This is a genomic window from Thalassospira sp. ABL2_045 (assembly GCF_056161285.1).
In genome coordinates, this window is record NZ_JBSWYV010000010.1 from 21,296 (window position 1) to 45,955 (window position 24,660).

Below are 24,660 nucleotides of genomic sequence, written 5' to 3' on the forward strand. Positions count from 1 at the left end.
TGTACGTGCGCGCAAAAAAGCGGGGCTACAAAGGCCCCGCGTTATCATCAGACAAGTAGATCTATCATTCCGTGGCGAGGGCTTTATTCCTCACACCAATGAATTTCGGCAGTTTGGCGAAGATCGTGATATTGCCGAGTAACACCATGGCAAGCCCGGTGGCGCCAATCGGTGTCCAGACATAGCCTTCAAGGAAGGTTGAGACGGTAAGGGCGACCACCGGGAACAGTACGGTGACATAGGCGGCACGCCCGGCACCGACCCGGTTCACAAGGGCGAGATAGGCGATGAAGGCGACGACAGAGCCGGGAATGGCGAGATAGAGCAATCCACCGATATAAAGCGGTTCGCTCGGCATGACCGGTGTCTGGCCCTTGAACATGGCGAAGATGAACAGCAATACCGTGCCATAGATCATGCCGCGCGCGACCGCATCGCGGTTGGGGATGCCCATGGCATGCAGCTTGACCGACACCATGTTGCCGCAGCTAAACACCGCCGTGCCGCATAAAGCTAAAATCATGCCGGTGATGGCGTGCGGATTGTGCGACAGGGCGTAGATCTGATTGGCAAACATGCAGGCAATACCGGCAAGCCCGAATGCCGCGCCAAAGACAAAGCGCAAACCCGGACGGTTGCCATAAAAGGCCCAGTTGCCCAGCGCATTGAAAATGGTCGAGGTGGTAAAGATCACCGCAACAATACCGCTCGCGATATAGCCGGTCGCGGAATACATCAGGATAAAGTTGATGCCAAACAGCCCGCAGCCCAGAAGCACGATCCACGGATGGGCCCGCCACGGCACCGGGCGCCATTTACGTGTGAGCAACAGGAAGCCGCACAGAACGACTGCCGCCAGTGCAAAGCGATAGAAGATCGAAATTTCGACCGGGATCGGGCCGATCTGAAGTTTGATCGCATACCAGGTAAATCCCCAGCAGGCAGTGACGATCACGAATAAAAGGGCTGTCATCATCGGGGCTTTCAAAACAGCACGTGCAAAGGCGTTGGTGGCACGAAGGGTTGCGCGAACTGGTCACGCGGGGTGGTGGCGCGCGGGGACCAATCAGGGAAGTTGGGCTATGTGGGGCATAGCCAACGACTGATAATAGGCCACAATCAGCGCCACGTGGCTTTCACGTTCTTGCGCTGTTTTTCACATTCTTGCGACCGGTGTGGATGGGGCGTCGGCGTGTTTGGGGAGGAGGACGCAAAGGCAATCAGCCATAAAGAAACGGGGCGGGTACATTCAAGTACTCGCCCCGTTTGAGAATGCTTTATCAGGATGCCCGCGTGACGGCGGGTCTGTTGGTTGATTCGGGTATCAGCCCCTTTGGCGCAAAGCGCATTACAACCAGCAGGATCGCACCCATCATCAGATAGCGCATATAGGCCGCACCGGCGACCAGATGCTGTGCCAGTTCTGACTCTTCACCAAGCGGTGCGGTGACCGTGGACATGAACCAGTTGCCAAACGGCTCTGCTTCGACCCACAGGAACCAGATGATGAAACCGCCTAGGATCGAGCCCCAGTTGTTGCCTGAACCGCCAAGGATCACCATCACCCAGATCAGGAAGGTGTAGCGCAGCGGAATGTAACTGGTCGGGGTCAGCTGACCGTCAAGCGTGGTCAACATCGCACCGGCAATGCCGCAAACGGCACAGCCCAGAACAAAGGTCTGCAGATGGCGACGTTTGACATCCTTGCCCATCGCAGCCGCCGCATCGCGGTTGTCACGAATGGCGCGCATCATACGGCCCCACGGGGACTTCAATGCGCGTTCGGCAAACCACATGATGATCGCCAGCACGACAACGAACAGCACCGCATAGCACAGTTTGACAAACAGGCTGGCAGCATCCGAAATCTCGGCGGCCCCAAAGAAGTTCGCCAGATTGATGAACCATTCGCTTTCGATCAGGTCGACCTCATAAGGCACCGGACGCGGAATGCCGGTGACGTTTTTAACGCCACGGGACAGCCATTCTTCGTATTTGATGATCGCAATGATGATCTCGGAAATACCAAGGGTGGCAATCGCGAGATAATCGGCACGCAGACCAAGCGCGATACGCCCGATCAGCCAGCCACCACCCGCAGCTACCAGACCGGCAATCGGCCAGGCAACAAGGACCGGCAGGCCCGCACCACCAAGGTAACCGCTCAGCGCCGGGTCGATGCTTTCAATCGCATCGGTTGCCGGACCAAAGAACACACCGATCAGGAAATAGCCGCCAAGAAGCAGCAAAAGCGTGATCGGAAGCTTCAAGGCCGGTGGCACAACACGGCGTGCGTAAATGACCGCAACGATGGTCGCGATAAGGCTAAGCAGCGACAGGGCAATATCCCCGCCTGCAACCGACCATGCTTCGCCCACCGGAGGCATCGAAACCAGAACGGCCGTCAGGCCGCCAAGGGCGGTAAAGCCCATCACACCGACATTGAACAGGCCGGCATAGCCCCACTGCATGTTGACGCCGAGCGCCATCACAGCAGAGATCACACAAAGATTGAAGATGCCAAAGGCGACGTTCCAGCTTTGAAGAAAGCCGATCGCGATCAACACCAGGCACATCAGGCCATATAGGAGCGCAACTCTCTTCGTCATATCACTTTCCCACGAATAATACCGGTTGGCCGGATCAGAAGAACCGCGACCAGAATGATGAAGGAGACCGCGAACTTGTAGTCAGTCGACAGAAGCTGCACGAGCCCTTCGGGGGCCCAGTCCGTGGGACCGAGATAGGCGAGGAATTTCTTGAACGCATAGGTCACCGTCACTTCAGAGAAGGCAACAATGAACGCGCCAAGGATCGCGCCGACCGGTTGACCAATGCCGCCCAGAATGGTGGCCGCAAAGATCGGAAGGAGGATCTGCAAGAAGATGAAGGGCTTGTAGGTCTTATCAAGGCCATAAAGCGTCCCGGCAATGGCCGCGAGTGCCGCAGCAATAACCCAGCAGATCATGACGACGCGTTCCGGGTTGATCCCCGACAGTAGTGCCAGATCCTCGTCATCGGAATAGGCGCGCATGGCCTTGCCCGAACGGGTTTTCTGCAAGAACCAGAACAACCAGGCCACAACGATGGCCGTTACAACAACCGTGATCAGCTGGCTTTGCTTGATCGCAATGCCTTCATCAAGACCAAGGGCCCGACGGCTGTCAAACGCGCCGATGATAAAGCGCTGACCATCGGCAAAGCTTTGATCGGCCGGGCCGATGACGATACGGATGATGCCCGCAATCAGGAACATCACACCGACCGAAACGATGGCAAACACAATCGGGTTGGAGCGTTGCTTGCGATAGAACCGGAAAACCATCCGGTCCGTGACAAGCGCCATGCTGATTGCAGCCAGAATACCAAACGGCAATGCCAGAAGGGCGGTCGGGAACGGTGCGATCGACACGCCCATATTCTGCAGGAACCAGGTGACCAGGATGGTGATCATGGTGCCAAATGACATCAACTCGCCATGTGCGAAGTTGGCAAATCGCAGGATGCCGAAAATAAGTGTGACGCCAAGCGCCCCGAGGGCGAGCTGTGCGCCATAGGCAGTCGCCGGAACGACCACGAAATTGGCAAACAGCGCAAGTGCGTTAAGGATTTCCATTCAATACCCCATTTATCCGCCCAGGAAGGACCGGCGGACTTCTTCGTTGGCGAGAAGGGCTTCGCCCGTATCGGTGAACCGGTTGCGTCCCTGTACCAGAACGAAACCGTGATCGGCGATTTCCAATGCCTGACGGGCATTCTGTTCGACCATCAGAATGGCGACGCCGGTTCTGGCGACTTCCACGATCTTGTCAAACAGTTCATCCATCACGATTGGCGATACACCTGCTGTCGGCTCATCAAGCATGAGAAGCTTCGGCTGGGTCATCAAGGCACGCCCCACAGCAACCTGCTGGCGCTGACCACCGGAAAGCTCGCCGGCCGGCTGATTTCGTTTTTCGCCAAGGATCGGGAACAGGCTGAAAATCTGTTCCTTGGTTTCCTCGATCTTGTCGTCGTTGCGGATGAAGGCCCCCATATCGAGGTTTTCTTCGACCGTCATCGAGACAAAGACGTTGCGGTTCTGCGGAACAAACCCCATGCCCTGGGGAACACGTTCCTGCGGGGCAAGGTTGGTGATGTCCTTGCCATCAAGAACCACCGACCCTTCACGCAGGTTCAGCATGCCAAATACCGCTTTCATGGCGGTGGATTTGCCGGCACCGTTCGGGCCGACAACGACCGCGATCTCGCCTTTTTCGACGGTGATCGTACAGTCATGCAGGATATCCGTCCCGCCATAGCCACCGGTCATGCCGGTTGCGCTTAAGAAACTCATGACGGCACCTTCCGTTCATGCTTGCGACCTGTTCCGAGATAGGCCTCGATGACCTCCTCGTTGTTTTTGACCTCTTCAATCGTGCCTTGGGTAAGGAGCTTGCCCTCGGCCATTACGATGACGGGGTCACACAGGCGTGCAATGAAGTCCATGTCGTGCTCGATCAGGCAGAAGGTATAGCCGCGCTCCTCATTGAGGCGCTTGATCGAGGTGGCAATGGTATTGAGCAGCGTACGGTTCACGCCGGCACCAACTTCATCAAGGAAGACGATCTTCGGTTCGACCATCATGGTACGGCCAAGCTCAAGAAGCTTTTTCTGACCACCTGAAAGGTTGCCCGCCAGCTCGTCCTTGATATGGCCGATCTCAAGGAAATCAATCACTTCGAGCGCGCGCTCGTAGTTTTGTGCCTCGATTTCCTTGACGCGAGAGAAGTTGAACCAGCTGTGACGGAGTTGCTCGCCGGGTTGTTCGCCCGGAACCACCATCAGATTGTCCAGCACGCTCAGTGTCGAGAATTCGTGCGCAATCTGGAATGTCCGCAGCAGGCCCTTGTGGAACAACTGGTGTGGTTCCAACTCGGTAACGTCTTCGCCATCAAGGAAGATTTTCCCCGAAGACGGCGGAAAGACGCCCGCAATAATATTGAAAAGCGTGGTTTTTCCGGCCCCGTTCGGCCCGATCAGGCCGGTTATGGAGCCCTTTTCGATCGATAGCGATACGCCATCGACCGCCTGGATGCCGCCGAAATTCTTGGCGATGTTTTCGACCCGTATCATGGGGATTTTTTGACCCTTGTCATTCTATCAGTACCGGGTGCCTGTGCGTCGCGCCGCAATAAAGGTCCGGTAATAGAGGAACTGCCAGAGACCGTAGTCTCTGACAGTTCCAGCGTCGTTAGCGATCAAAGGAAGATCGGCTTAGTGGTACATCTCCGTTTCCCACTTGCCGCCTTTGATTTCCGTTTCACGGAAGCTACCAGCAGACTCGCCCGGCTCGATCAGTTCGAGTGCGGTACCACCGACATAGTCGATTTCACCACCATCGGCGAGAATCTGAAGCGCTTTGGCCAGTTCGCCCGGGAAGATTTTTTCGCCCGGTGCGTTGGCAACTTTCATGATGTGGTCTTTATAGACAGCACTGTCGGTCGAACCTGCAGACTGCATGGCAAGCAGAAGCAGAGCCGAGCTGTCATAAGCTTCCGGGACATACGGATCGTCGCCCTTGAAGCCTTTGTCTGATGCCAGTTCAGCCAGCATCGATGCGCCTGGGCTATCGGTACCCGGGTTGGTGCCGATGGAGCCATCAAGCGCATCGCCGAAGTTGTCGGTCAGTGCTTCACCAACCATGCCGTCCGGAAGAACGAAGGTTTCGAACGCACCGGTATCGAGCGATGCCTGGATGATGCCTTTACCGCCCTGATCAAGGTAACCCGCAACGATCAGAACGTCACCACCGGCAGATGCCAGCGTACCGATTTCAGCAGAGTAATCGGCCTTGCCGTCTTCGTGTGCTGCAACCGCGGTAATTTTGCCGCCTTTTGCTTCGTAGGCTGCCTGAATGGCGTCTGCAAGACCTTTACCATAGTCGTTGTTGGTATAGGTCAGTGCTGCCGAAGCAATGCCGCGACGATCAAGGATTTCTGCAATGATCTGGCCCTGACGTGCATCCGAAGGAGCGGTGCGGAAGAAGTAGCCGTCATCTTCGATTGAAGACAGTGCCGGCGAGGTTGCAGACGGCGAGATCATGACGACGCCGTTTGCGCGGACAACGTTGTTAAGGATGGCCGTGGTCGCACCCGAGCAGGTTGCGCCATTAATGCCGTGAACGCCATCAGACGTCACAAGACGGTCTGCTGCAGCCGTAGCTGCTGCCGCGTCGATACAGGTGCTATCACCGCGTACCGAAACAACTTCACGACCGCCAAGCAGCAGGCCACTGTCGGAGACTTCCTGAATGGCGAGTTCGCCACCCATTGCCATCGGCTTGACGAGAGATTCAGTCGGGCCGGTGAAGCCTTGCAGCATGCCAATCTTTACCGGTTCCTGTGCAGCTGCACCGGCGACAACTGCCGTCGAAAGTGCTGCCGAAAAGAGGAGGGTAGAGAGTTTTCCCATAGTGTAGCCTTCCCTGTTTTATTGGGCCTTTATATTCGTCGGGCAGTATACAGAAAACGCTACATGTTTCCAGTTTCTTAACTGCAGGTTTTGAATTCGTCACCCAATTCTTGCCGTTAAGCGCGGAATTTCAAGGGATTCAGCCCTGATAAGGTACACGATACGCTTTATCTTTGGGTTGTGATGTGTGCGACAGTTTTCAGCGTTTGGTATTCGTTTTGCCGCTTGTTTTTGGCGCCAAATGGTTAGGTGAACCGAATCCTCATTCGGAACGCAAATCAGGCGATAAAAATACCTGATGATCGCGGATAAACAACGGCTTGGCGAGCGATCAGGCGAATACCCGCATACCGCGTTCCGAGCTTTTGCGGAATCCGGCGATGACATGTTCGGCAAGGGCATCTTCAACCGGTCCGTGACCATCGCGTTTGGCAAGGGTCATGCGGTATTCACCAATTTCCGGCAGGCCGTGTGCGGCGCCCAAATGCACCAGATCATCTGAAATCACGCTGATCGGGACGGCGGCAATGGCCAGATCGGCGCGTGCGGCGGCAATCTGGGCCTGACAGAATTCACTGGTATAGGCGATGCGGTAATCTACTCCCGCCTCATCAAGGGCCTTGAGCGCCATGATCCGCCAATAGCATCCCGGTTCGGCCATCGAAACGGGCAGGGGGCGCTTGTCAATGGCCGTGCCATGACGCGCGCCCAGCCAGACCAGCGGTTCGGTATGAATTGGCGGTTGGCGATCAAGCTCCGCATCGAAACTGAACACCGCGATGTCGACATCCCCGGTCTCGACGCGCTGACGCAGGGTTCGGGTCGGGCCAAAATTGACGTCGATATCAACATGCGGGTGGGTTTGCGCAAACCGCTTGAGGATTTCGGGAATGACAACCACGCCGGTGTCATTGGGCACACCAAGGCGCACTGTCCCGGCGAAATCCGGTGCATGGAAATGCGACATCGCTTCGTCATTGAGTTTGAGCAGGCGGCGCGCATAACCCAACAAAACCTCGCCATCCTCGGTCATGGTGACCTTGCGGGTTTCGCGTTTGAACAATTCCCGGCCGACCATGGTTTCAAGCTTTTTGACCTGAAGGCTGATGGCCGATGCGCTGCGATGGACCTTTTCGGCCGCTCGCGAAAAATTCCCGGTTTCACAAATCGCAACAAAGGTACGCGCCAGATCAAGATCAAGATTGTGAATAACGCTTGTCGGGGAATTCATGACCAGCCTTTCGGGTTCCAGGGGCAGTTGCTTTTCACGCTCACCAAAACAGCAAAATCGTTTCTGTGAGTTTTTCTAATAGCATAGATTAGATCTTCTCGTTTGATTAATCAATGAGGAATCCTCAATCTCAAGAAAACATCAATTGGAGATTCTCATCATGAAAGCGAACCTATCTTTCGAACATCCTCCGTTGGGCCTTGTCGGTCACTTGCGTGCCGCGGTTGAGGCCTGGCAGAACGAACGCGCGTTGCAAAAGGCCATCGACGCAACGACAGAGCATCATGACGTCCCATCAAACAGCGTGTCGCATCTGACGGCGGCTGAGCTTTATGAAAGTCGTCGTGATGCTGCGGGCGGGCTTACTGAAACCGGCGATGTCCTGACGGGGCTGGTTTTGAACTGGCCGTCGCCCTCAAACCGGCAGCACTGATGTCAGCTGTTTATATGTCCTCACCCCAGACCGGGCGGAATGATCAATGATCCTGAAAAACCCGTTGTTCAGACCGCTTGAATTGCCAAGTGGTGTCATCCTCAAAAACCGGATCGCGAAATCGGCGATGTCGGACTCCCTTGGGGATGGCACCGGCCACCCGAGCGAGGCACAAAACCGGCTGTATCGTCGATGGGCGGATGGCGGTGTGGGTGTTTCGATCATTGGCGAGGTACAGGGACATCCGGGATATGCCGAAAAGCCCGGCAATCTTGTGCTGAATGAGAATGCCGATCTTGACCGGTTTCGGGCGCTGGCCCGCGAGGGGTCGGTAAATGACAGCCACCTCTGGCTGCAGCTTGGTCATGCCGGTGCGCTGGCCTATGCCCCGACAAGCACGCCAAAGGGGCCGAGTGCCCTTGATCTGCCCGGGCTTGAATGCGCGGCACTTACCCGTGATGAAATCCATGAAATTCCTGCCCGTTTCGCAAAGACCGCCCGGCTTGCCCAACAGGCCGGGTTTGGCGGGGTGCAAATCCATGCCGCGCATGGCTTCTTGCTCAGTCAGTTTCTTTCCCCGCTGTTTAACAAGCGCGGTGATGACTATGGCGGATCAATCGTCAATCGCATGCGGTTGCTGCTTGAAACGATCCATGCGGTGCGTGCCGCCGTCGGGCCGGAGTTTGTCGTGGCGATCAAGCTTAATGCCACCGATCAGCTTGAAGGCGGATTGAGCGAAGAGGACGCGTTGGCTGTCGTTGCCGCTCTTGATGACACCGAAATTGATCTGATCGATATCAGTGGCGGTACCTATTTCCCCGGCGCCAAGGCAGCCTCAGACGGGGCGGGTGGTGGTCCGTATTTTCTCAAGTTCGCCCAACGTGCCCGCACACTGACGTCCAAACCATTGATGCTGACGGGCGGCTTTAAAACCCGTGCGCAGGCAGAAGACGCCATCGAAAGTGGCGTCATTGATGTTGTCGGTCTGGGCCGTGCGTTGGTGATCGAACCAGAATTGCCAGCGATCTGGCAAGACGGCGGTCTGCAAGATCCAGTCTTCCCCCGGTTTGAAAGTGCCCCGGCAGGCGGAGTTACCGCATGGTACACAATGCGCCTGACCGCGCTGGCAGAAGGCGTGGAAATGCCGGAATTTGACGATCTCAAACAGGCACTAGCCGCCTATGAGGCGCGCGATGCGGAACGCACACAAATCTGGCTGCGCCATTTCGGGCGATAAGTGTTTGGCAATCGGCGGGATTTTCACATTCTTGCGCAAAACAGGGCAGCATTGCATTCGCCTTGCTTTGAAAAATGTCACCGCGATGCGATGATGCGCGCTTCAATGTCAGGAACAGGTCATGGAAGAAGCTGGCACCAATTTTCAGCCCAACGGGCGCTATCAGAAGTTTGAAGTCTTCAATCAGTTGATTGGGGATGCAAATCTGCTGCGCGCGGGCGATTTTGGTGAAAGCATCTCGGTCGCCCACTGGCGGCGCAAGGCCGATGTCCTGACGCGCTACACCGACCCGGATCACCACACGATCAGTCTCTATGTCAATGGGGGTACCGGTATTCAGCGCAAGATCGGCGCTGATCCCATGAGCGGCGGTGGCCCTGGCCGGGTTTGTTTGATGCCAGCCCATCTGACATCGGACTGGGTTGTGCATGGCGAGGTGGAGCTGTTTCACCTTTATATCCCACATGCATCGTGGGAACGCGCCGTGGTCGAGGCATTTGATGTTGAACCCATTGCGGTCGAAGTGCCGGAAAAGACGTTCTTCCTTGATCCGCTGATCGAGCAGACCGTGCGTCAGGCGATGCTGCCCCTTGATTGGAATGTGCCCGCTGATCGCATGGCAATGTCCAATGCCGGGCAGCTTTTGATGGGGCATATGCTGCGCAGTTATTCGACGCGCCGTGATCTTGGCTTCAAGGTGCGCGGCGGATTGTCACCCGCAATCAAGCGCCGGGCGTTTGATTTTGTCGATGCCAACCTTGATCAGGCGCTGACCATCGAGGAACTGGCAGAGGTCGCCGGTCTTTCGGCCTATCATTTTGCCCGGATGTTTAGAAAAACCGTCGGCGAGGCACCGCATAAATTCGTTCTGCGCCGGCGGATCGAACGGGCCATGCATATGCTGCGTGAAAGCAATGCACCAGTTGCCGAAATCGCACTTGCGACCGGCTTTTCCAGTCAGGCCCATCTGACAACGCGTTTTAGCCGCTTCACCGGCCTGACGCCCGCGAAATATCGCAATATTTCCCGCTAATCCTGTTTGAGCTTCAAATAGCGCTGCCCAATGCCCGGTGATGCCACGGGCGTTCCGGCTTTGTTGGCGTGTTCGCGATCGGTTTTCTAACTGCCGCATGGGGCAGTTTGGAACTGGTTTTGAGAACGTCAGGCCTGTCCAAATCGTGTTTGGGTTGATGACAAGTTACTATGCACAAGCAAGCCTGTTCAGTTCAATGCGTTGAAAGAAAACATTTTTACAGGATTGAGAAATCCGTTGACAAGATTGATCCGCGATATCTAGAATTTCAAAGAAACTAAAATATCAATTTTGGCAAAGGCCAATCCATCGGGAGGACATCCAAATGAAGCGCACTATCAAATCACTCGGGAAAACGTTCGGACTATGCGCCGTACTGGCGGGGGCACTTGCGGCCAGTATGCCGGCAACAGCAGCAACAACATTGCGGATCGGCACCGTTTTGGCGCCCAATGATCCGATGGGGCAGGGACTTGAAAAGTTCAAAGCAGATGTGGAAAAGGCCACCAATGGCGATGTCGTCATTGAGGTGTTTCACAACTCGCAGCTTGGCGATACCACGGAAATGATCGATCAGGCTCGCGCCGGGGCCGCTGTCGGAACCGTGACCGATGTCGCCCGCTTGTCGAGCTTCGTGCCGTCACTGGCGATCATGTCGGCACCGTTCCTGTTTGATACCTATGAGCAGGCCGACAAATTCGCGTTGTCTGACGAATATATTTCCTGGGGCGAAGAGCTGCGCGAAAAATCCGGTCTCGTGATGATTGCCTCGAACTGGTATCAGGGCGCGCGTCATGCCCTGACGCAAAAGCCGATTTCCGGTCCGGCAGACCTTTCGGGTGTGCGCATGCGCACCATTGGTGCGCCGGTCTGGATTGAAACCATTCGTGCGATGGGGGCTGAACCGACCCCGATTGCCTGGGGCGAAGTATACAGCGCGCTTCAGCTTGGCACCATTGACGCTGCCGAAGCCCAGCCGACTGCGATCTGGAACGCCAAGCTTTATGAAGTGATCAAAAACGTCACTAAAACCGGCCATATCCAATTGGTGACCGCCCTTGTGGTTGGCGCAGATGCCTGGGACGACGTTTCCCCGGAAAACCAGAAAATCGTCCGTGATCTGGCGGTGGAAAACGGTCGTTATGCCTCTGCCCTGACGATCGAGCTTGGTGATAAGGCGCTTGAAGATGTTGCGGCAAGCGGCGTTACGGTCAGCGAAGTGGATCTGGCACCGTTCAAGGAAGCCGTTACACCGGTTTATCAGATGCTTGATCTCGAAGCCGAGGCTGAGATCGTTAACAAGGTCCTCGGGCGCTAAGACCCGGTTCGCCAATCTTGCCAAATGAGCGTGCGTTGCCCGGATGCGCGGCAACGCACTTCAAACTTCACAACGGAAATTGAATTGATGCTCAAGCGGATTGAGTTTGCCTGTGGGGGCATGTTGCTTGTCGCTGTGGTCATTCTTGTGGCGGTGGCCTCTGTCGCGCGGGCCATGGGATCGCCGATCATCTGGTCGGTCGAAATGGCGCAATTGATCTTTGCCTGGCTTTGCATGCTGGCGGCCGACATCGCCATGCAGGAAGACCGGCATTTCGGTCTTCAGGTTATGCGTGAAATCCTCTCTGATCGGGCCAGCCACTGGATGGAGATCATCAATATTCTGGTGATCATCGCTTTCCTTGCGTTCCTTTTGAATTACGCATGGACCAACATGGTTCTGATGCATCCGCGACTGGTCGGGGCAGCACAGATTAACGCATCCTATATTCATGCCTCGATGGTTGTCGGCATTCTTTTGATGATCCGCACAATGGTTTCCCAGCTTATCCGTCGCATCCGCAACAGGGAGGCGAACTAATGCTGTTGCTGATTGCAGGGCTGTTTACGCTGTTTTTGGTGTGTGGGTTGCCGGTTGCGTTTGCGCTGGGGCTTGCCTCCATCCCGGTCTTTGTCATGACCGGCGCCATGCCGCCAACGGTTGTGATCCAGAAAATGGTCACCGCCACCCAAAGCTTCCCGCTTCTGGCCGTGCCGTTCTTTATCCTTGCCGGCAACCTGATGAATGTAACGGGGATTACCCATCGCCTTGTCAAATTCGCAAGCCTTCTGACCGGCTGGATGGCCGGTGGGCTGGCACAGGTTTCCATCGTGCTCAGCTTCATGATGGGCGGCATTTCGGGGTCGGCCGTGGCCGATGCCTCGATGGAGGCGCGCCTGCTGGGTCCCAGCATGATCAAAAAGGGGTATTCCAAGGCCAATACGGCCGCGGTTCTGGCTTTTGGCTCGGTCATTACCGCCACCATTCCGCCGAGCATCGGTTTGATCCTGTTTGGGTTTGTTAATGAAGTTTCCATCGGGCGTCTGTTTTTGGCGGGTGTCCTGCCGGGCATCTTCTTGACCATTGTCTTGATGATCACATCCTGGCTGGTGGCGCGCAAAAATGGCTATACGCCGGATCTGCCGGAACTGCCCAAGGCCAAGGACCTGACGGCGAGCTTCTTTGAGAGCATCTGGGCGCTGGCCTTTCCGGTTATTCTGATCATCGGGTTCCGCTTTGGCATCTTTACCGCGACAGAAGCCGGGGCGTTTCTGGTGTTTTATGCGCTGGGTGTGGGCTTGTTCATCTATCGCGAGCTCGATTTCGCTCGGCTGAAGGAAGCCATTTTTGGATCAATCTCTGATCTGGGCATGGTGATGTTGCTGATCATCATGGCGGCGGTACTCGGTTACGCCATGACGATTGAACGCGCGCCGCAACAGATCACGGAATTTGTCACCACCCTGACCGAAAACAAAACCGCGATCCTCATCCTTGTCGTCGCGGTGCTGGTGATCAGTGGCATGTTCCTTGAGGGGGCTGCCAACATCCTGCTGGTAACCCCGATTGTCATGCCGGTTCTGGTCAGTGCCGGGTATGACCCGGTGCATATGGGCATTTTGATTGTCACCCTGATCAATTTTGGCGGCCTGACGCCGCCTGTGGGTGTGATCATGTTTACGGTCTGCGGGATTTTGGGTGTTAAGACCGGATCTTATACACGGGCATCCATTCCGTTCTTTATTGCGATGGTGCTGTTTTTCATTCTGATGGCAGCGGTACCAAGTTTGACATTGTTGTTGCCCAATACATTGATGTAGTGACAGTTTCAGACGAACACGGGCATATGCACAGATGCCAGGGAGACAGAGAAAGATGAATACGACCACAGGCGGACTGCTTGCGATGCATGATGGGGCGGCTAAAACCAGCGCCCATGTGCCGGCATCGGCATTGGTGTATGAAGAAGTCCGCAACCGGATCATCTCGCTGTTGCTTCTGCCTGAAACGACGCTGGTGCGGGCCGAACTGGCCGAAAGCTTCAATGTCAGCCAGTCGCCTGTCCGCGAAGCCATCATGCGTCTTGAACAGGATGGCCTGGTTGTTTCCTATCCCCAGTCGCGCACGGTGGTGACCAAGATCGATGTTGCCCGCATCCGCGAGGAGCACTTTCTGCGCGTTGCTGCCGAATGCGAAGTGGTGCGCCAGCTGGCCGAGGCGGGTGAATCATCGGCCGTCGTCAAGGCCAAGGGTATTGTCAAAATGCAGGAAGCCCTGGTTGGCGATATCGAACAGATTGATCTTTTCAAGCAGCTTGATGAAACCTTCCATGCCGCGCTGTTTAACGGTGTGAGCCAATCAAACCTGCATCTCCAGATCACGGCACGCAGTGGCCATCTGGCGCGTGTGCGTACCCTTGATCTGCCGCGTGCGGGGAAAATGGTTTCCGTCCTTGAAGGCCACAAGGCAATCATTGATGCGATCCAGTCGGGCGATGGCAATGCCGCCAGTGCCGAAATGCGCCAGCACCTCTCAGGCACCATGGAACGCCTGCCGCAAATCATTGAGGAAAACAAAACCCTGTTTTCCTGATCTGTCGGAGGGGCATCTCACAGCCGGATCAATGGCAAAAGGCAACCCAAACGGCGCGCAGCATTCATCGCTGCGCGCCTTTTGCATTTCAGATCAGGCCCGCTTGGCAATATCCCAGACGCCAGTGCGTGCCACTTCTTCGGCAAAGTGGCGCAGGCTGTGGGGCCTGCGCCCCAAAATTGCGTGGACGTCATTGGTCGGCTGGCTGTTGCGGCCATCGAGCACTTCGGAAAACAGATAGCGGATCAGTCCCCGAACCTGATCGGGCAACCCATCGGCCGCCAGCCCATGATCAAGCTCATCAAGGGTGATGGGCACGAAATTGACCGGATGGTCGGCGACCTCGGAAATGATTTTGGTGACCTCGGCAAAGGTCACGGCTGTCGGGCCGGACAGTTCATAGGTCTTGCCGATATGACGGTCGTCAAACAGGCAGGCAACGGCACATTCCGCAATGTCATCGGCATCGACAAACGGTTCGGGCGTGTCGCCGGCGGGCAGGGCCAGTGTGCCCTGCTGAATATAGGGCAAAAACAGGTCTTCGTTGAAATTCTGGAAGAACCAGTTGGCGCGCAGCACCGTAGCATCGGCACCCGAGCCATGCAGGGCGTTTTCCGCCTGATGGGCGGCTTCTTCACCACGCCCGGACAGCATCACGATGCGTTTAACACCGTGCAACAAGGCGCGCTTGGCAAAACCGGCAATGATTTCATCTGATCCCGGCACCGCAAGGTCGGGTTGGAAGGTGACGTAAACCGCATCGCGATTACGCAGAACCTCATCCCACGTTTTTGGATCGGTCCAGTCAAAGGCGGGCGTGGTGCTGCGTGAAACAGCACGTACATCATGACCGAGGGAAAGCAGTTTTTCAGCAACGCGGCGGCCGGTTTTGGCCGTTGCGCCAAGAACAAGAAAGCGGGGATTGGTCGACATAAACTTGGCTCCTGACAAGGGGTTTCAAAATGTGAGGAATCCTCACATTTGCCAAATGTGATAAATCCTCATATTTTGATCGTCAAGAGATTCGGGCGATCAAAAGCCCGTGAAACCCAGGCAGGTATGCTTGAGTGCTGTGCGAAAAAGGATCCAAGGCATTGACCGATAACGCGAAAAATATGCGCCGTGCACCAACCCAAAAGAGAAGTCGGGAACGGGTCGATACCATCCTCAAGGTCGCTTGCGATCTGATTTCGGCCCAGGGCAGTGATGCCATCCGGATGGGGGAAGTCGCGGAAAAGGCCGGAGTCTCCATCGGGTCGCTCTATCAGTACTTCCCCGACAAGGCATCGATCATTCATGCGCTTGCCGATCGGTATCACGACGAATCCCTGCACTGCATCGAAGACGGCCTTGCCGAGGTCAGCACGGCAGATGAGCTGAAAACCGCGTTCGATAAGCTGATTGATACCTATTACGAGCTGTTTCTGGCCGAACCGGTGATTTGCGATATCTGGACCGGCACCCAGGCCGACAAGACCCTGCGCGATATGGAATTGGAAGTCAGTCGCGCCAATGCCGGCCTTTTGGCCAAAGCGATCCTGCGCGTGCGGGGCAATGATGGGGATTTCAAAACCATCGCCGTGCGCTGTCTTCTGATTATGTATTCCGGTGAAGCCACCATGCGTCTTGCCATCTCTGTCCCCCGTGCTGAGGGGCGCGAGATCGTGGCAAGCTACAAGCGCATGGTCGGGCGCGAATTGGCCGAGATGGCCCGCGTTTAGGCTCGTGTGGGGTGGTTGGGCCGGTTGGTGCGTTTAGCCGGCTTTGGCCGTAAACGGTGTTGGGGCAGGACGGCCAAGCAGGAAGCCCTGCACATAATCAACTTCATGGTCGCGCAGGAAATCGAGCTCCTCTGCGCGTTCGATCCCCTCGGCAACGACCTGGATATCAAGCTGTTTGGCCAGTGCGATCAGTTTGCTGACGATGGCCTGTTTGAACTTGTCATGATCGACATGGTCAACCAGTTCGCGGTCGATCTTGATAATGTCCGGGCGTAGTTCCGGCAGCAGGTTCAGCGTCGAATAGCCTGATCCGACATCATCCAGTGCCACCCGGAAACCCGATGCGCGGTAGCTTTCCAGAATGGCGCTCAGATGGGCAGTGCTGCGGACTTTCTCGGTTTCAATAACTTCAAACACCACATTGCTGCGGTCCAGATTGCATTGTTCGACGACCTCGATCGTCGAGCGCAGGCAGGAATCCGGATCATAAATCGAGCTGGGTGTGAAGTTGATAAACAGGTTCCCGTTAATTCCGGCCTTGTGCGCATTGCGTACATTGGCCGCACGCGCCGCGCGATCCAGCTGGAACAGAAGGGTGGCCGATTGGGCCGCATCAAACAATTGGCCAGGATTGATCACATCGCCCGTCGAGCTTTCCCCACGGACAAGGCATTCATGGGCATAGGGGTTGCCAAGATCGTTGATGGCGAAAATCGGCTGGAACACCGAGTTCAGCCGGTTATCGCGCAACAAGTCGCCCAGCCATTCGGCGCCAATGGCGGCCTGAATCGCGCCAAGGCTTGTGATATCGGCGATATCATCAATCTCGGGGCGTTTTTCGCCCGGCATGATCAGGGCCTTGGTATCGGCAAGCTCTTCGGGCAGAAGATCTTTTGAAAGGGCATCAATCAGCGTGCGCAGCCCAGGCCGGGTATAATGGATGGAAAGCGTTGCGACAGAGGGCGACTTTTCCACCCCAACACCAGCGGACTTCGCACCGGTCAGGATTTTACCCGTCGTATGGGCGACCGGCGGCCAGAGATAGAGTGTCCCGTTTGCGGGGGCGATTTCGGGAACCGAATCACATTTTTCACAATAGGTCACCTCATTCTCCCCGGTCCGTCCGTCGTGCTGCTATTGGCTTTTGCCAACTGGTTTTGTTTGTCTGAATCTAGCGTAACATATGGCTCTGTGCGACAAAAAATCCAGCACAGAAAACATGGCAATCAATGGACTAGCTCCACCTTCTACCATGTACGACAAAAGTGCGGATAGGTGATCAACTGCTGTGTTGTGCGAAAGAATTGGTCATTGCCCGGCGCACTGATATGGTCTGGACCACACGTGTCGTTTTGAGGACCAAATGCGCTACAGCATACGGCAATACCGCGCCGAAGTCGAAAGCCACAGCCACAGCGATTTTCACCAGATCATCATCTCCGACCTTGGCAAGCTCGAGTTGGAGGTCGAAGGTCGGGGTGGGGAAGTTTTGGGCCGTCAGCTGGCTTTTGTTGAAGCTGCAAAAACGCACGCCTATCGGGCAGAGGGGCTGAATCGCTTCCTGGTGCTCGATGTAAATACCGACCTCGCACAGCGTACCGGCATCGAAGCGCTCTGGCATCGCCATGGCAGTGCCGGACCCTATCTTGAGGTCCGGTCTGGTCATCAACAGGGACTGGCGAGATTGCTTGGCGGCATTGCCGCTGCGAATGTGGATATCGATGCAAACGGGGTGATGTGCCTGAAAACCTTGTTGTTGCGCAGTCAGAGGGCAAGCAACGCGGGGTCTGTCACCCAACAGGAATTGCCATCGCGCCTTCTTCGGACCATGGCATGGGCCGAGGCCCGGTTGGGCGAAGATATTTCGATTGATGATCTTGCCAACGTCGCCACACAGTCCCAAAGCAGCCTTTTCAGTGCCTTTCAGCACTATGTCGGCACAAGTCCGATGCGCTGGCTGACCGAGCAACGCTTGCAGATGGCCTTGGCACTGTTGCGCGATCCCGACATCCATCTTTCGATGTCTGATCTGTCAAACATGGTTGGCTTCACCGATCAAAGCGCCTTTTCCCGCGCCTTTTCCCGCCGGTTTGGCTATGCGCCGAGGAAGGTTGGTCCGGAAACGCCGGTTGCCTAGAGCGGAAACCCAAATTCACATTGTTCTTTCAACTGGTTGGACTGTGCTTTGCCAAAAAATACGCTTTGTAACGCAATGAGCGGCGGCCATTTTATGGGGACCCTGCCTTCCTAGGGGGCGAGGTGCGTTCTGATTGTCAGTGGTGCTGGTTGGCTTGGGTGAACTTTTACCCCTTTAAGTGCCATCGTGCGTATCCTGTCAAACGGAGCAGTGTTCTGGGCACCTGTTACAAAATGGTCACGTTAGTGTGATTGGAGCTAAAAACAGAAATCTTTGTGCTGTGCGATATTAAATAAATGACCTATAGTCGTCATGTGCTTGGGGAGGGGCGTAGTATATAAATTACGTATCCAGGGACAGACGAATGATGCAGCCAAAAAACGACATTGCGATAGAAATGAAACAAGCAATGTCATCCGCCCAATTTGACCAGGCGGCCAGGATTGGTGCGCAACTTTTACGCCTTCATCCAAAAAGAACCGACATCCAGATCATGACCGCTGTCAGCGAGCTTCAGGGTGGTTCGCCTCAGAATGCCGGTAGGCGTTTGAAAAGATTGTTTGGTTCCTTGCCAGTGACAGATCGGTTTTTCGGGCCTGTTGCGCAAAACTTTCTTCAATACGCTTATGCGTCAAATGACTTTAGCTCACTGGAAACGGCGATCAGAAGGCGATTGGATGCTGCGCCGCAAAATGCGATGCTGGCCTACATGTTGGCAGACGTAATTTATCGGAGCGAGGTATTCAGAAGTCCCGGCCTTAGTCACGCGCCGCAACTTGAAAAAGCGGTTGAAATACTCAGTACATTTCCTGCCGCAAACCCGAAATACCGAGATAGCCAGACGCTGCTTGCTCGTATCTATCTACATCAGGAAAAGTACACTCAGGCGTTTGATGTGCTTGAAAAGCTGGTAGTAAATGAACCTGATGATCTTTCTTTGCGCATGTTTTTGGCATCCTCCTATGCGTTGGCGGGCGAAACGGAAAAAGCCGTTACCGCGAGCTTGGCTATAATTGAGACAGATCCTGCCTATAGTGCGCATCCTTATGTTGTTGTTTCATTCATGCGACCCCAATCCATGCCGAAAAATGCGTCGGGGTATCTGGATACAATGTTGAAAAAGCCAGATGCAGCGAAAGGTGAGAGATACAAAGCCGCGTTCGCGAGAGCCAAGATTGAGGAAATCAAAGGCGATATGAAAACGGCCTTTGATTTCTATATGAAAGGTCATGCAGTAAGCCGCGAAGAACGTCCGTTCGACATGGTGCGTGAGCTCAAGGAGCTTGCCCGCCTGTGCGAGATCACGGTTGAAGCGTCGGTTTCGGGCACTGCCATGCCTGCACAGGAAAGCGGGCCCAGGCCGATTTTCATCGTTGGCATGCCGCGATCAGGCACGACCCTGACAGAGCGGATTTTGGGGGCGCATCCCGATGTGCATGCTGCGGGTGAAATTGGTGACTTTGCCAAGGCGGTGATTGATGTCGTCGGGCGTGGCCAGATATCCGAGCAACTGGAGCTGATTGATGGCAAGGCCGCTGTCAAAATTCGCAAGCAGTATCTGGCAGCATTGAAGGCTTGTGCACCCGACAAACGCTTTGTCACCAACAAGACGCCGGCCAATTTCCTGCGGATCGAGATGATCCGGCGTGTTTTTCCGGATGCGCCGATCATTCATACCCATCGTCATCCGCTGGCGACCTGTCTTTCGATTTACACGACGCCATTTTCGATCCCGATGCGCTATTCCGATGATCTGGGCGAGTTTGCCGAGTATTATCGCGCTTATGTTGATCTGATGAAGGCAGCGCTTGAAGCCGATCAGAATGGCCAGATTTATGATCTGTCCTATGAAGACCTGGTGTCGGCGCCAGAGGCTGTGGCGCGGGACTATCTGGCGCATTGCGGATTGGACTGGCATCCGGAATGTCTGGAGTTTTATCGGGCAGACAAAACGGCTGCGACGGCCAGCATGATCCAGGTGCGCCGGCCGATCAATCAGGACTCGCTTCAGAAATGGCAAAGGTTTGAACCGTTTATAGGACCCTTGGCGGCATTGGCTGATGATCCTGAAATCCGTGCATGGCGTGCGGCCACCAAGTCATCGCGACGTGCGGTTGCTGCGTGACCTTTGGTTGTTGTTCGGGTTAGAAGGTATCAAATGGAAACAGATACCGAGATATCCGGAGTACGGCGATGACCAGCACCATTCCCAAGGCAGAATTGCATTTGCACCTTGAAGGGGCGATGACGCCCGCGCTTGTGCGGAGCTTTGCCAAGCGCAATGGCCTGACCCTGCCAGATGGCATTTACGATGATCAGGATCGTTATATCTGGAACGATTTTCCGGAATTCCTCAGAAGCTTTGACAAGGCAAGTGCGGCCATCCGCACCAAGCAGGATTACGCCGACCTGACCCATTCGTATCTCGTGGAGCAGGCAAAGGTCGGAACGCTTTATGTCGAAATTTTCTGCTCGCCGACCCATGCGGCGGATTGCGGTTTGTCCTTTGACGATCATCTGGAAGCGGTGGTCGCGGGCATTGATCGGGCCGAAAAGGAAACCGGCATCATTGGCCGGATCATCATGACATGCGTGCGCCATGTCGGCCCGGATGTGGCGGTCAAGGTCGCGCGCGAAACGGTGGCCTGTGGCCATCCATACATTGTCGGGTTTGGCATGGGCGGCAATGAAAGCATGTTTACGCAGGAAGATTTCTATACGGCCTTCAAAATTGCGCGAGACGGCGGCCTTGGCTGCACGACCCATGCCGGCGAAGTCGAAGGACCACAAAGCGTTTGGGATGCGATTGAAAAACTTCCCGTCACCCGGATAGGCCATGGTGTGCGATCCATCGAAGACCCGAAACTGGTCGATACATTGGCCAAACGCGAGATCGTGCTGGAAGTCTGCCCGGGATCGAACATCGCGCTTTCGGTGTTCCCGGATTATGCATCCCACCCGTTGAGGAAGTTGTATGAGGCCGGGGTCAAGGTGACCCTGGGGTCGGATGATCCGCCGTTCTTCTTTACCTCGCTGGCAGATGAATATCAGCGGGCCGAGGAGTTGTTTGGCTTTAGCCCGTCGGAGCTTACCGGCCTGACCCGTACGGCCATTGCTGCGGCCTTTGTTGATGAAGACACCAAGGCGACGCTTCTGGCCAAGCTGTAATCGTCAAGCGGTCTGGCAGCGCGCAATATGCGCATCAAAAGCCTGCCAGAACTTGTCGCGGTAAAGATTGCGTTCCTGAAGGATCTCGTGACGGGCTTCGGGGATTTCCGTGATGGTAACGGATGGCATATTGCCAAACAGGTCTTCGGTGGTCTGGTTGGAAACAACCTGATCATTGCCAGCCAAAACCATGGTAATCGGCGGCAGCGACCATTGGCCTGATTTCATCTGCTCGATCCGGTCGGAGACCGATGCCTGTGCCTTGAAGCAGGCATCAAGCCATCCGGCAGAAACACCACCAACCACAAGGTTCGGGTGTTTTTGCAGGATCGCGACATTTCTGGCATGACGGGCCTCATCGGATGTCAGAATGTTATCAGCTTCGAACTTTGCAAGCGGGCTGAGCTTGCTTTGACCGGGCAGGTATTGCTTGTCAAAGCCATAGCGGCACATGCTGTCTGCAACGAATTGTGCCGCGAGCGACAACCAGTCATGGCCACCCAGACCGAAAAAGGGTGCGACCATCACGGCGCTTTCCCACAGATCTGGCTGATCAAGCATCATCGCCATTGCGACCAGACCGCCGGTCGAATGCGTCAGCACAATCGGGTAGGTGATCGCGTGGGTTTCGCGAACATGGTCGATGACATGGCGCGTGTCGGCAATATAGTGGGCGACATCATGGATATAGCCCATGACCGGATCGCTGGTTTCCCGCGATGAGCCGCCATGGCCGCGAAAATCAAAGGTTACACAGCCAAAGCCACGCTCAGCAAGCTCATCCGCGGTTTCCTGATAGCGTTCGATATATTCCCCGCGTCCCTGCAGGATCAGGATATTCTGGCGTGCATTTTCCGGTGTCTGCACGCCATAACGGATGTTGATACCGCAAGATGTTTCGAAAATTTCGGTCTTGATGGTCATGCGTGGTTGTCGGTCTTACTGTTGAGCTGTCAGAGACGTCGCGATGAAACGTGACATCTTGTCCATCATGCCGGTGAAGTCCGGGTTGAACGTACCGCGGCGAAGCACGCCATCCGGGGCCGTGTCAAACAGGTTGCGCTCGGCATACATGATGTCGGTTCCCGACTGGCAGCGCGAAAGGGCATCGGCGTCATCATAATGCCCGCAATCCGGTGCCGAGCCGTCCAGCCCGTAAATCGGGTCTTTCGGGCTCATGGTGATGGCCGTATGGGCGTGGTTGAGCGTGCGGAGCTCATGATTCTCTGAGCGCACAATATCAATGCCCGAACAGTCCGGCAGGTTCGTGGCAGAGGTTATCTCGCCCTGATACCAGACAAGCTGTTTTCGGGCGGCTGTGACTTTGTTGCAATAAAAATCAAGCATGACGTCCGGGTTGATCGTTTGATCGTCCGAGCTGACAACCCCGAAAACCGGAACATCAAAATCCGGCAGGCTGCCATCGCCATAAGGCTTGGTCAGCAGATAAAACTCTGCGGCGGCATTCATCGCTATTGACCCGTATTTGCCCGGATCGTTGTTTTCGCCCACACCAACCCAGTCTTTGACATAGCGGACATAAGGGGTGAGCCACGCCTGACCACTTTTGGCAGCAAGGCCGGGCGAGAGCATGACAAGTGCGCTGACCCGGTCCTGGTCAGGATGTTTGCTATAAACCCGGCCAATCAGGGCCGCACCGGTGGAAAAGCCCATCGGAATGATGTGCTCAACGCCCTCGTCAAAGCTGTTGAACCCGAAGCGCGCTGTTTCAAGCCAGTCTTCATATTCCACATCAAGCAAGTCACCCGGTACGGTGCCGTGCCCGGGCAAAAGAACGCCGTGGAAAGCAGCACACGGGAAACGATCACGCAAATCGTCGCGAATGTCGCTGAGCCAATAGGGGCTGTCGGTCAGGCCATGAACCATCAGGAAGCCAACACCATTTCCCCGCGGGCTCGCGTCTTCCCCTTCGCATGTGGCGCCAACGGGGCTCAAGGCATAGGGCGCGCGCATGTCGACAACCTGATCAAGGGAGTGGGTGTTGAACGGTTTTTCTTTTTCAGTGAACCGGGTTTGGGAAAGGACGTCGCGCAATTGTTGGCGCGTGGATTTGACATAGTCATCAAATGATGTACCAGCAGCCGGGGCCGTAATGGCGCCACCAGATGGTTCAAGGGCCTTTTCCGACGACGCGCAGGCACCTGTCGCCAACAAGCTGCATATTGCAAGTGAAGCCAGGCCGGTTTTGAGGATGCGGGGCGTGCCCATGATGTCTGCTCCGTTTGGGTCCTGAGCCTAGTGTCTTGCGTGATGTTAACGCGCCGATCCGTATGGTGCGAGCAACAAAAAAGCGACCTGTGAACAGATCGCTTTTTTAAGGCATGCCGATTGGTGAAACCGCTTACTCGATCAGTTCCCAGCTATGGGTAACTTCTGCGGCTTTGGACAGCATGATCGAGGCAGAGCAGTATTTTTCCGCCGAAAGTTCAACCGCGCGCCCGACCTTGTTTTCGTTGAGGTTTTCACCCTTTACCTTGAAGTGCAGATGGATTTTGGTGAAGACCTTCGGGTCGGTTTCGGCTCGTTCTGCTTTGACGTCGGTTTCGACATCCAGAACGTTTTCGCGGCCTTTTTTCAGGATATGCACAACGTCGATGGACGAACATCCGCCAATGCCAAGCAAAAGCATTTCCATCGGGCTGGGGCCGAAACCGTTATCCTTGTCGCCATCCATAACAACGCCATGGCCCGTGCCACTGGTGCCGGTGAAGGTCAGGTTTTCAAGCCACTTTACACGTGCTTCCATATTCGCATTCCCATCTCTAAAAACTGTTGCATTAACCTCTAGCCCGCCTTGGATGTGCCTGCAAGGTGTGATCACGGACAATCGGACGTGCGATGGTGAAATCGGCGACCATGAGTGGTAAGTTGTTATAGGAGTTTTTACTTTCCGAGCGGATACTGATGCAAATATTCAGATCCATATGGTTCAGGAGTGACGGACATGACACAGGACCCGACGCGCAGCAAAAGTCGTTTCATGATGGGCATGGAGCATGTCCTGCGTGAGATCAATCACGAGATCATAAGTCCGGCCATTCCCAATATGTCTGTTGAAAATGCCGTTCCGCTGATGATCACGGTTGCCCGACTTCGGGCAGATTACCTGAAATTCGCCTTCCATCTTTGCGATGATCGCGCCGATGAGCACCCGACGGCCGAAGAGTTGAAAAAGCTCAAACACCTGCGCGAATGTTTTCAGGAAATGCTCGCGGTGGCCAAGGAACTCGAACATTGCATTGACCGCGGCTATATCGATCTTCCGGCCAAAAAATAGGGATTAGTCGGCTAATACCTGTATTCGACATTCTGATGA

The 24,660-nt window shown here is 55.3% G+C and carries 24 protein-coding genes; 12 read left to right on the forward strand and 12 right to left on the reverse strand.

Translation table 11 applies throughout. The annotated features are described in order from the left end of the window. Positions 1-64: 64 nt before the first annotated feature. The 7 genes from ACXAIA_RS14370 to ACXAIA_RS14400 all read right to left on the reverse strand — a co-directional run bounded on the left by ACXAIA_RS14370 (position 65) and on the right by ACXAIA_RS14400 (position 7,684). Positions 65-976, reverse strand: a complete 912-nt coding sequence (locus tag ACXAIA_RS14370; protein WP_475349921.1) for a DMT family transporter — start codon at positions 974-976, stop codon at positions 65-67. Between the two features lie 304 nt (positions 977-1,280). Then, a complete protein-coding gene (locus tag ACXAIA_RS14375) occupies positions 1,281-2,609 on the reverse strand; it encodes a branched-chain amino acid ABC transporter permease (RefSeq protein WP_475349922.1) in 1,329 nt (442 codons plus the stop codon). Next, on the reverse strand, positions 2,606-3,616 hold the full coding sequence (locus ACXAIA_RS14380) for a branched-chain amino acid ABC transporter permease (protein ID WP_475345635.1): 1,011 nt from the start codon (positions 3,614-3,616) through the stop codon (positions 2,606-2,608). The genes ACXAIA_RS14375 and ACXAIA_RS14380 overlap by 4 nt, the downstream gene beginning before the upstream one ends. A gap of 12 nt (positions 3,617-3,628) precedes the next feature. Then, on the reverse strand, positions 3,629-4,336 hold the full coding sequence (locus tag ACXAIA_RS14385; protein ID WP_475349923.1) for an ABC transporter ATP-binding protein: 708 nt from the start codon (positions 4,334-4,336) through the stop codon (positions 3,629-3,631). Beyond that, a complete protein-coding gene (locus tag ACXAIA_RS14390; RefSeq protein WP_475345637.1) occupies positions 4,333-5,115 on the reverse strand; it encodes an ABC transporter ATP-binding protein in 783 nt (260 codons plus the stop codon). Before ACXAIA_RS14390 ends, ACXAIA_RS14385 begins: the two co-directional genes overlap by 4 nt. A gap of 141 nt (positions 5,116-5,256) precedes the next feature. After that, positions 5,257-6,453: an ABC transporter substrate-binding protein gene (locus ACXAIA_RS14395; protein WP_475349924.1), complete on the reverse strand. Its 1,197-nt coding sequence runs from the start codon at positions 6,451-6,453 to the stop codon at positions 5,257-5,259. A gap of 331 nt (positions 6,454-6,784) precedes the next feature. Then, complete coding sequence (locus ACXAIA_RS14400; RefSeq protein WP_475349925.1) at positions 6,785-7,684, reverse strand: LysR substrate-binding domain-containing protein; 900 nt, start codon at positions 7,682-7,684, stop codon at positions 6,785-6,787. A gap of 160 nt (positions 7,685-7,844) precedes the next feature. Between ACXAIA_RS14400 and ACXAIA_RS14405 the strand changes: the two genes are divergently transcribed. The 7 genes from ACXAIA_RS14405 to ACXAIA_RS14435 all read left to right on the forward strand — a co-directional run bounded on the left by ACXAIA_RS14405 (position 7,845) and on the right by ACXAIA_RS14435 (position 14,297). After that, positions 7,845-8,117, forward strand: coding sequence for a hypothetical protein (locus tag ACXAIA_RS14405; RefSeq protein WP_475349926.1), 273 nt, complete (start codon positions 7,845-7,847; stop codon positions 8,115-8,117). A gap of 46 nt (positions 8,118-8,163) precedes the next feature. Then, positions 8,164-9,354, forward strand: a complete 1,191-nt coding sequence (locus ACXAIA_RS14410) for an NADH:flavin oxidoreductase/NADH oxidase family protein (protein ID WP_475349927.1) — start codon at positions 8,164-8,166, stop codon at positions 9,352-9,354. A gap of 121 nt (positions 9,355-9,475) precedes the next feature. Next, positions 9,476-10,387 carry a helix-turn-helix domain-containing protein gene (locus ACXAIA_RS14415; RefSeq protein WP_475349928.1) on the forward strand — a complete coding sequence of 304 codons (912 nt, stop codon included), beginning with the start codon at positions 9,476-9,478 and terminating at the stop codon, positions 10,385-10,387. 325 nt (positions 10,388-10,712) lie between these two features. Then, entirely contained in the window at positions 10,713-11,705 is a 993-nt protein-coding gene (locus ACXAIA_RS14420; protein ID WP_475345643.1) for a C4-dicarboxylate TRAP transporter substrate-binding protein, read from the forward strand. Between the two features lie 87 nt (positions 11,706-11,792). After that, positions 11,793-12,245 carry a TRAP transporter small permease gene (locus ACXAIA_RS14425; RefSeq protein WP_475349929.1) on the forward strand — a complete coding sequence of 151 codons (453 nt, stop codon included), beginning with the start codon at positions 11,793-11,795 and terminating at the stop codon, positions 12,243-12,245. Continuing rightward, complete coding sequence (locus tag ACXAIA_RS14430; protein ID WP_475349930.1) at positions 12,245-13,525, forward strand: TRAP transporter large permease; 1,281 nt, start codon at positions 12,245-12,247, stop codon at positions 13,523-13,525. The genes ACXAIA_RS14425 and ACXAIA_RS14430 overlap by 1 nt, the downstream gene beginning before the upstream one ends. A gap of 55 nt (positions 13,526-13,580) precedes the next feature. Continuing rightward, complete coding sequence (locus ACXAIA_RS14435; protein WP_475349931.1) at positions 13,581-14,297, forward strand: GntR family transcriptional regulator; 717 nt, start codon at positions 13,581-13,583, stop codon at positions 14,295-14,297. A 93-nt stretch (positions 14,298-14,390) separates the two neighbouring features. Here the strand turns inward: ACXAIA_RS14435 and ACXAIA_RS14440 are convergent, their stop codons facing one another. Beyond that, complete coding sequence (locus ACXAIA_RS14440; RefSeq protein ID WP_475349932.1) at positions 14,391-15,230, reverse strand: SDR family oxidoreductase; 840 nt, start codon at positions 15,228-15,230, stop codon at positions 14,391-14,393. A gap of 161 nt (positions 15,231-15,391) precedes the next feature. On the opposite strand from ACXAIA_RS14440, the gene ACXAIA_RS14445 reads away from it, so the two are divergent. After that, positions 15,392-16,018 carry a TetR/AcrR family transcriptional regulator gene (locus tag ACXAIA_RS14445; RefSeq protein ID WP_475349933.1) on the forward strand — a complete coding sequence of 209 codons (627 nt, stop codon included), beginning with the start codon at positions 15,392-15,394 and terminating at the stop codon, positions 16,016-16,018. A gap of 33 nt (positions 16,019-16,051) precedes the next feature. Here the strand turns inward: ACXAIA_RS14445 and ACXAIA_RS14450 are convergent, their stop codons facing one another. After that, complete coding sequence (locus ACXAIA_RS14450; protein ID WP_475349934.1) at positions 16,052-17,122, reverse strand: EAL domain-containing protein; 1,071 nt, start codon at positions 17,120-17,122, stop codon at positions 16,052-16,054. Between the two features lie 259 nt (positions 17,123-17,381). Between ACXAIA_RS14450 and ACXAIA_RS14455 the strand changes: the two genes are divergently transcribed. The 3 genes from ACXAIA_RS14455 (at position 17,382) to ACXAIA_RS14465 (ending at position 21,323) form a co-directional block, all read left to right on the forward strand. Continuing rightward, complete coding sequence (locus ACXAIA_RS14455; RefSeq protein WP_475349935.1) at positions 17,382-18,155, forward strand: helix-turn-helix transcriptional regulator; 774 nt, start codon at positions 17,382-17,384, stop codon at positions 18,153-18,155. Positions 18,156-19,350: 1,195 nt separating this feature from the next. Further along, positions 19,351-20,280: a sulfotransferase family protein gene (locus tag ACXAIA_RS14460; protein WP_475349936.1), complete on the forward strand. Its 930-nt coding sequence runs from the start codon at positions 19,351-19,353 to the stop codon at positions 20,278-20,280. A gap of 68 nt (positions 20,281-20,348) precedes the next feature. Continuing rightward, complete coding sequence (locus ACXAIA_RS14465; RefSeq protein ID WP_475349937.1) at positions 20,349-21,323, forward strand: adenosine deaminase; 975 nt, start codon at positions 20,349-20,351, stop codon at positions 21,321-21,323. Between the two features lie 3 nt (positions 21,324-21,326). On the opposite strand, the gene ACXAIA_RS14470 is transcribed toward ACXAIA_RS14465, so the two are convergent. From ACXAIA_RS14470 to ACXAIA_RS14480, 3 genes are all read right to left on the reverse strand, one after another. Further along, a complete protein-coding gene (locus tag ACXAIA_RS14470; protein WP_475349938.1) occupies positions 21,327-22,247 on the reverse strand; it encodes an alpha/beta fold hydrolase in 921 nt (306 codons plus the stop codon). A gap of 15 nt (positions 22,248-22,262) precedes the next feature. Then, the gene (locus tag ACXAIA_RS14475) at positions 22,263-23,552 is read right to left on the reverse strand and encodes an alpha/beta hydrolase (protein ID WP_475349939.1); all 1,290 of its coding nucleotides are present in this window, start codon (positions 23,550-23,552) and stop codon (positions 22,263-22,265) included. Between the two features lie 133 nt (positions 23,553-23,685). After that, complete coding sequence (locus tag ACXAIA_RS14480; RefSeq protein ID WP_475349940.1) at positions 23,686-24,090, reverse strand: OsmC family protein; 405 nt, start codon at positions 24,088-24,090, stop codon at positions 23,686-23,688. 198 nt (positions 24,091-24,288) lie between these two features. Between ACXAIA_RS14480 and ACXAIA_RS14485 the strand changes: the two genes are divergently transcribed. Continuing rightward, positions 24,289-24,621: a hypothetical protein gene (locus ACXAIA_RS14485; protein WP_167723929.1), complete on the forward strand. Its 333-nt coding sequence runs from the start codon at positions 24,289-24,291 to the stop codon at positions 24,619-24,621. Positions 24,622-24,660 lie beyond the last annotated feature (39 nt).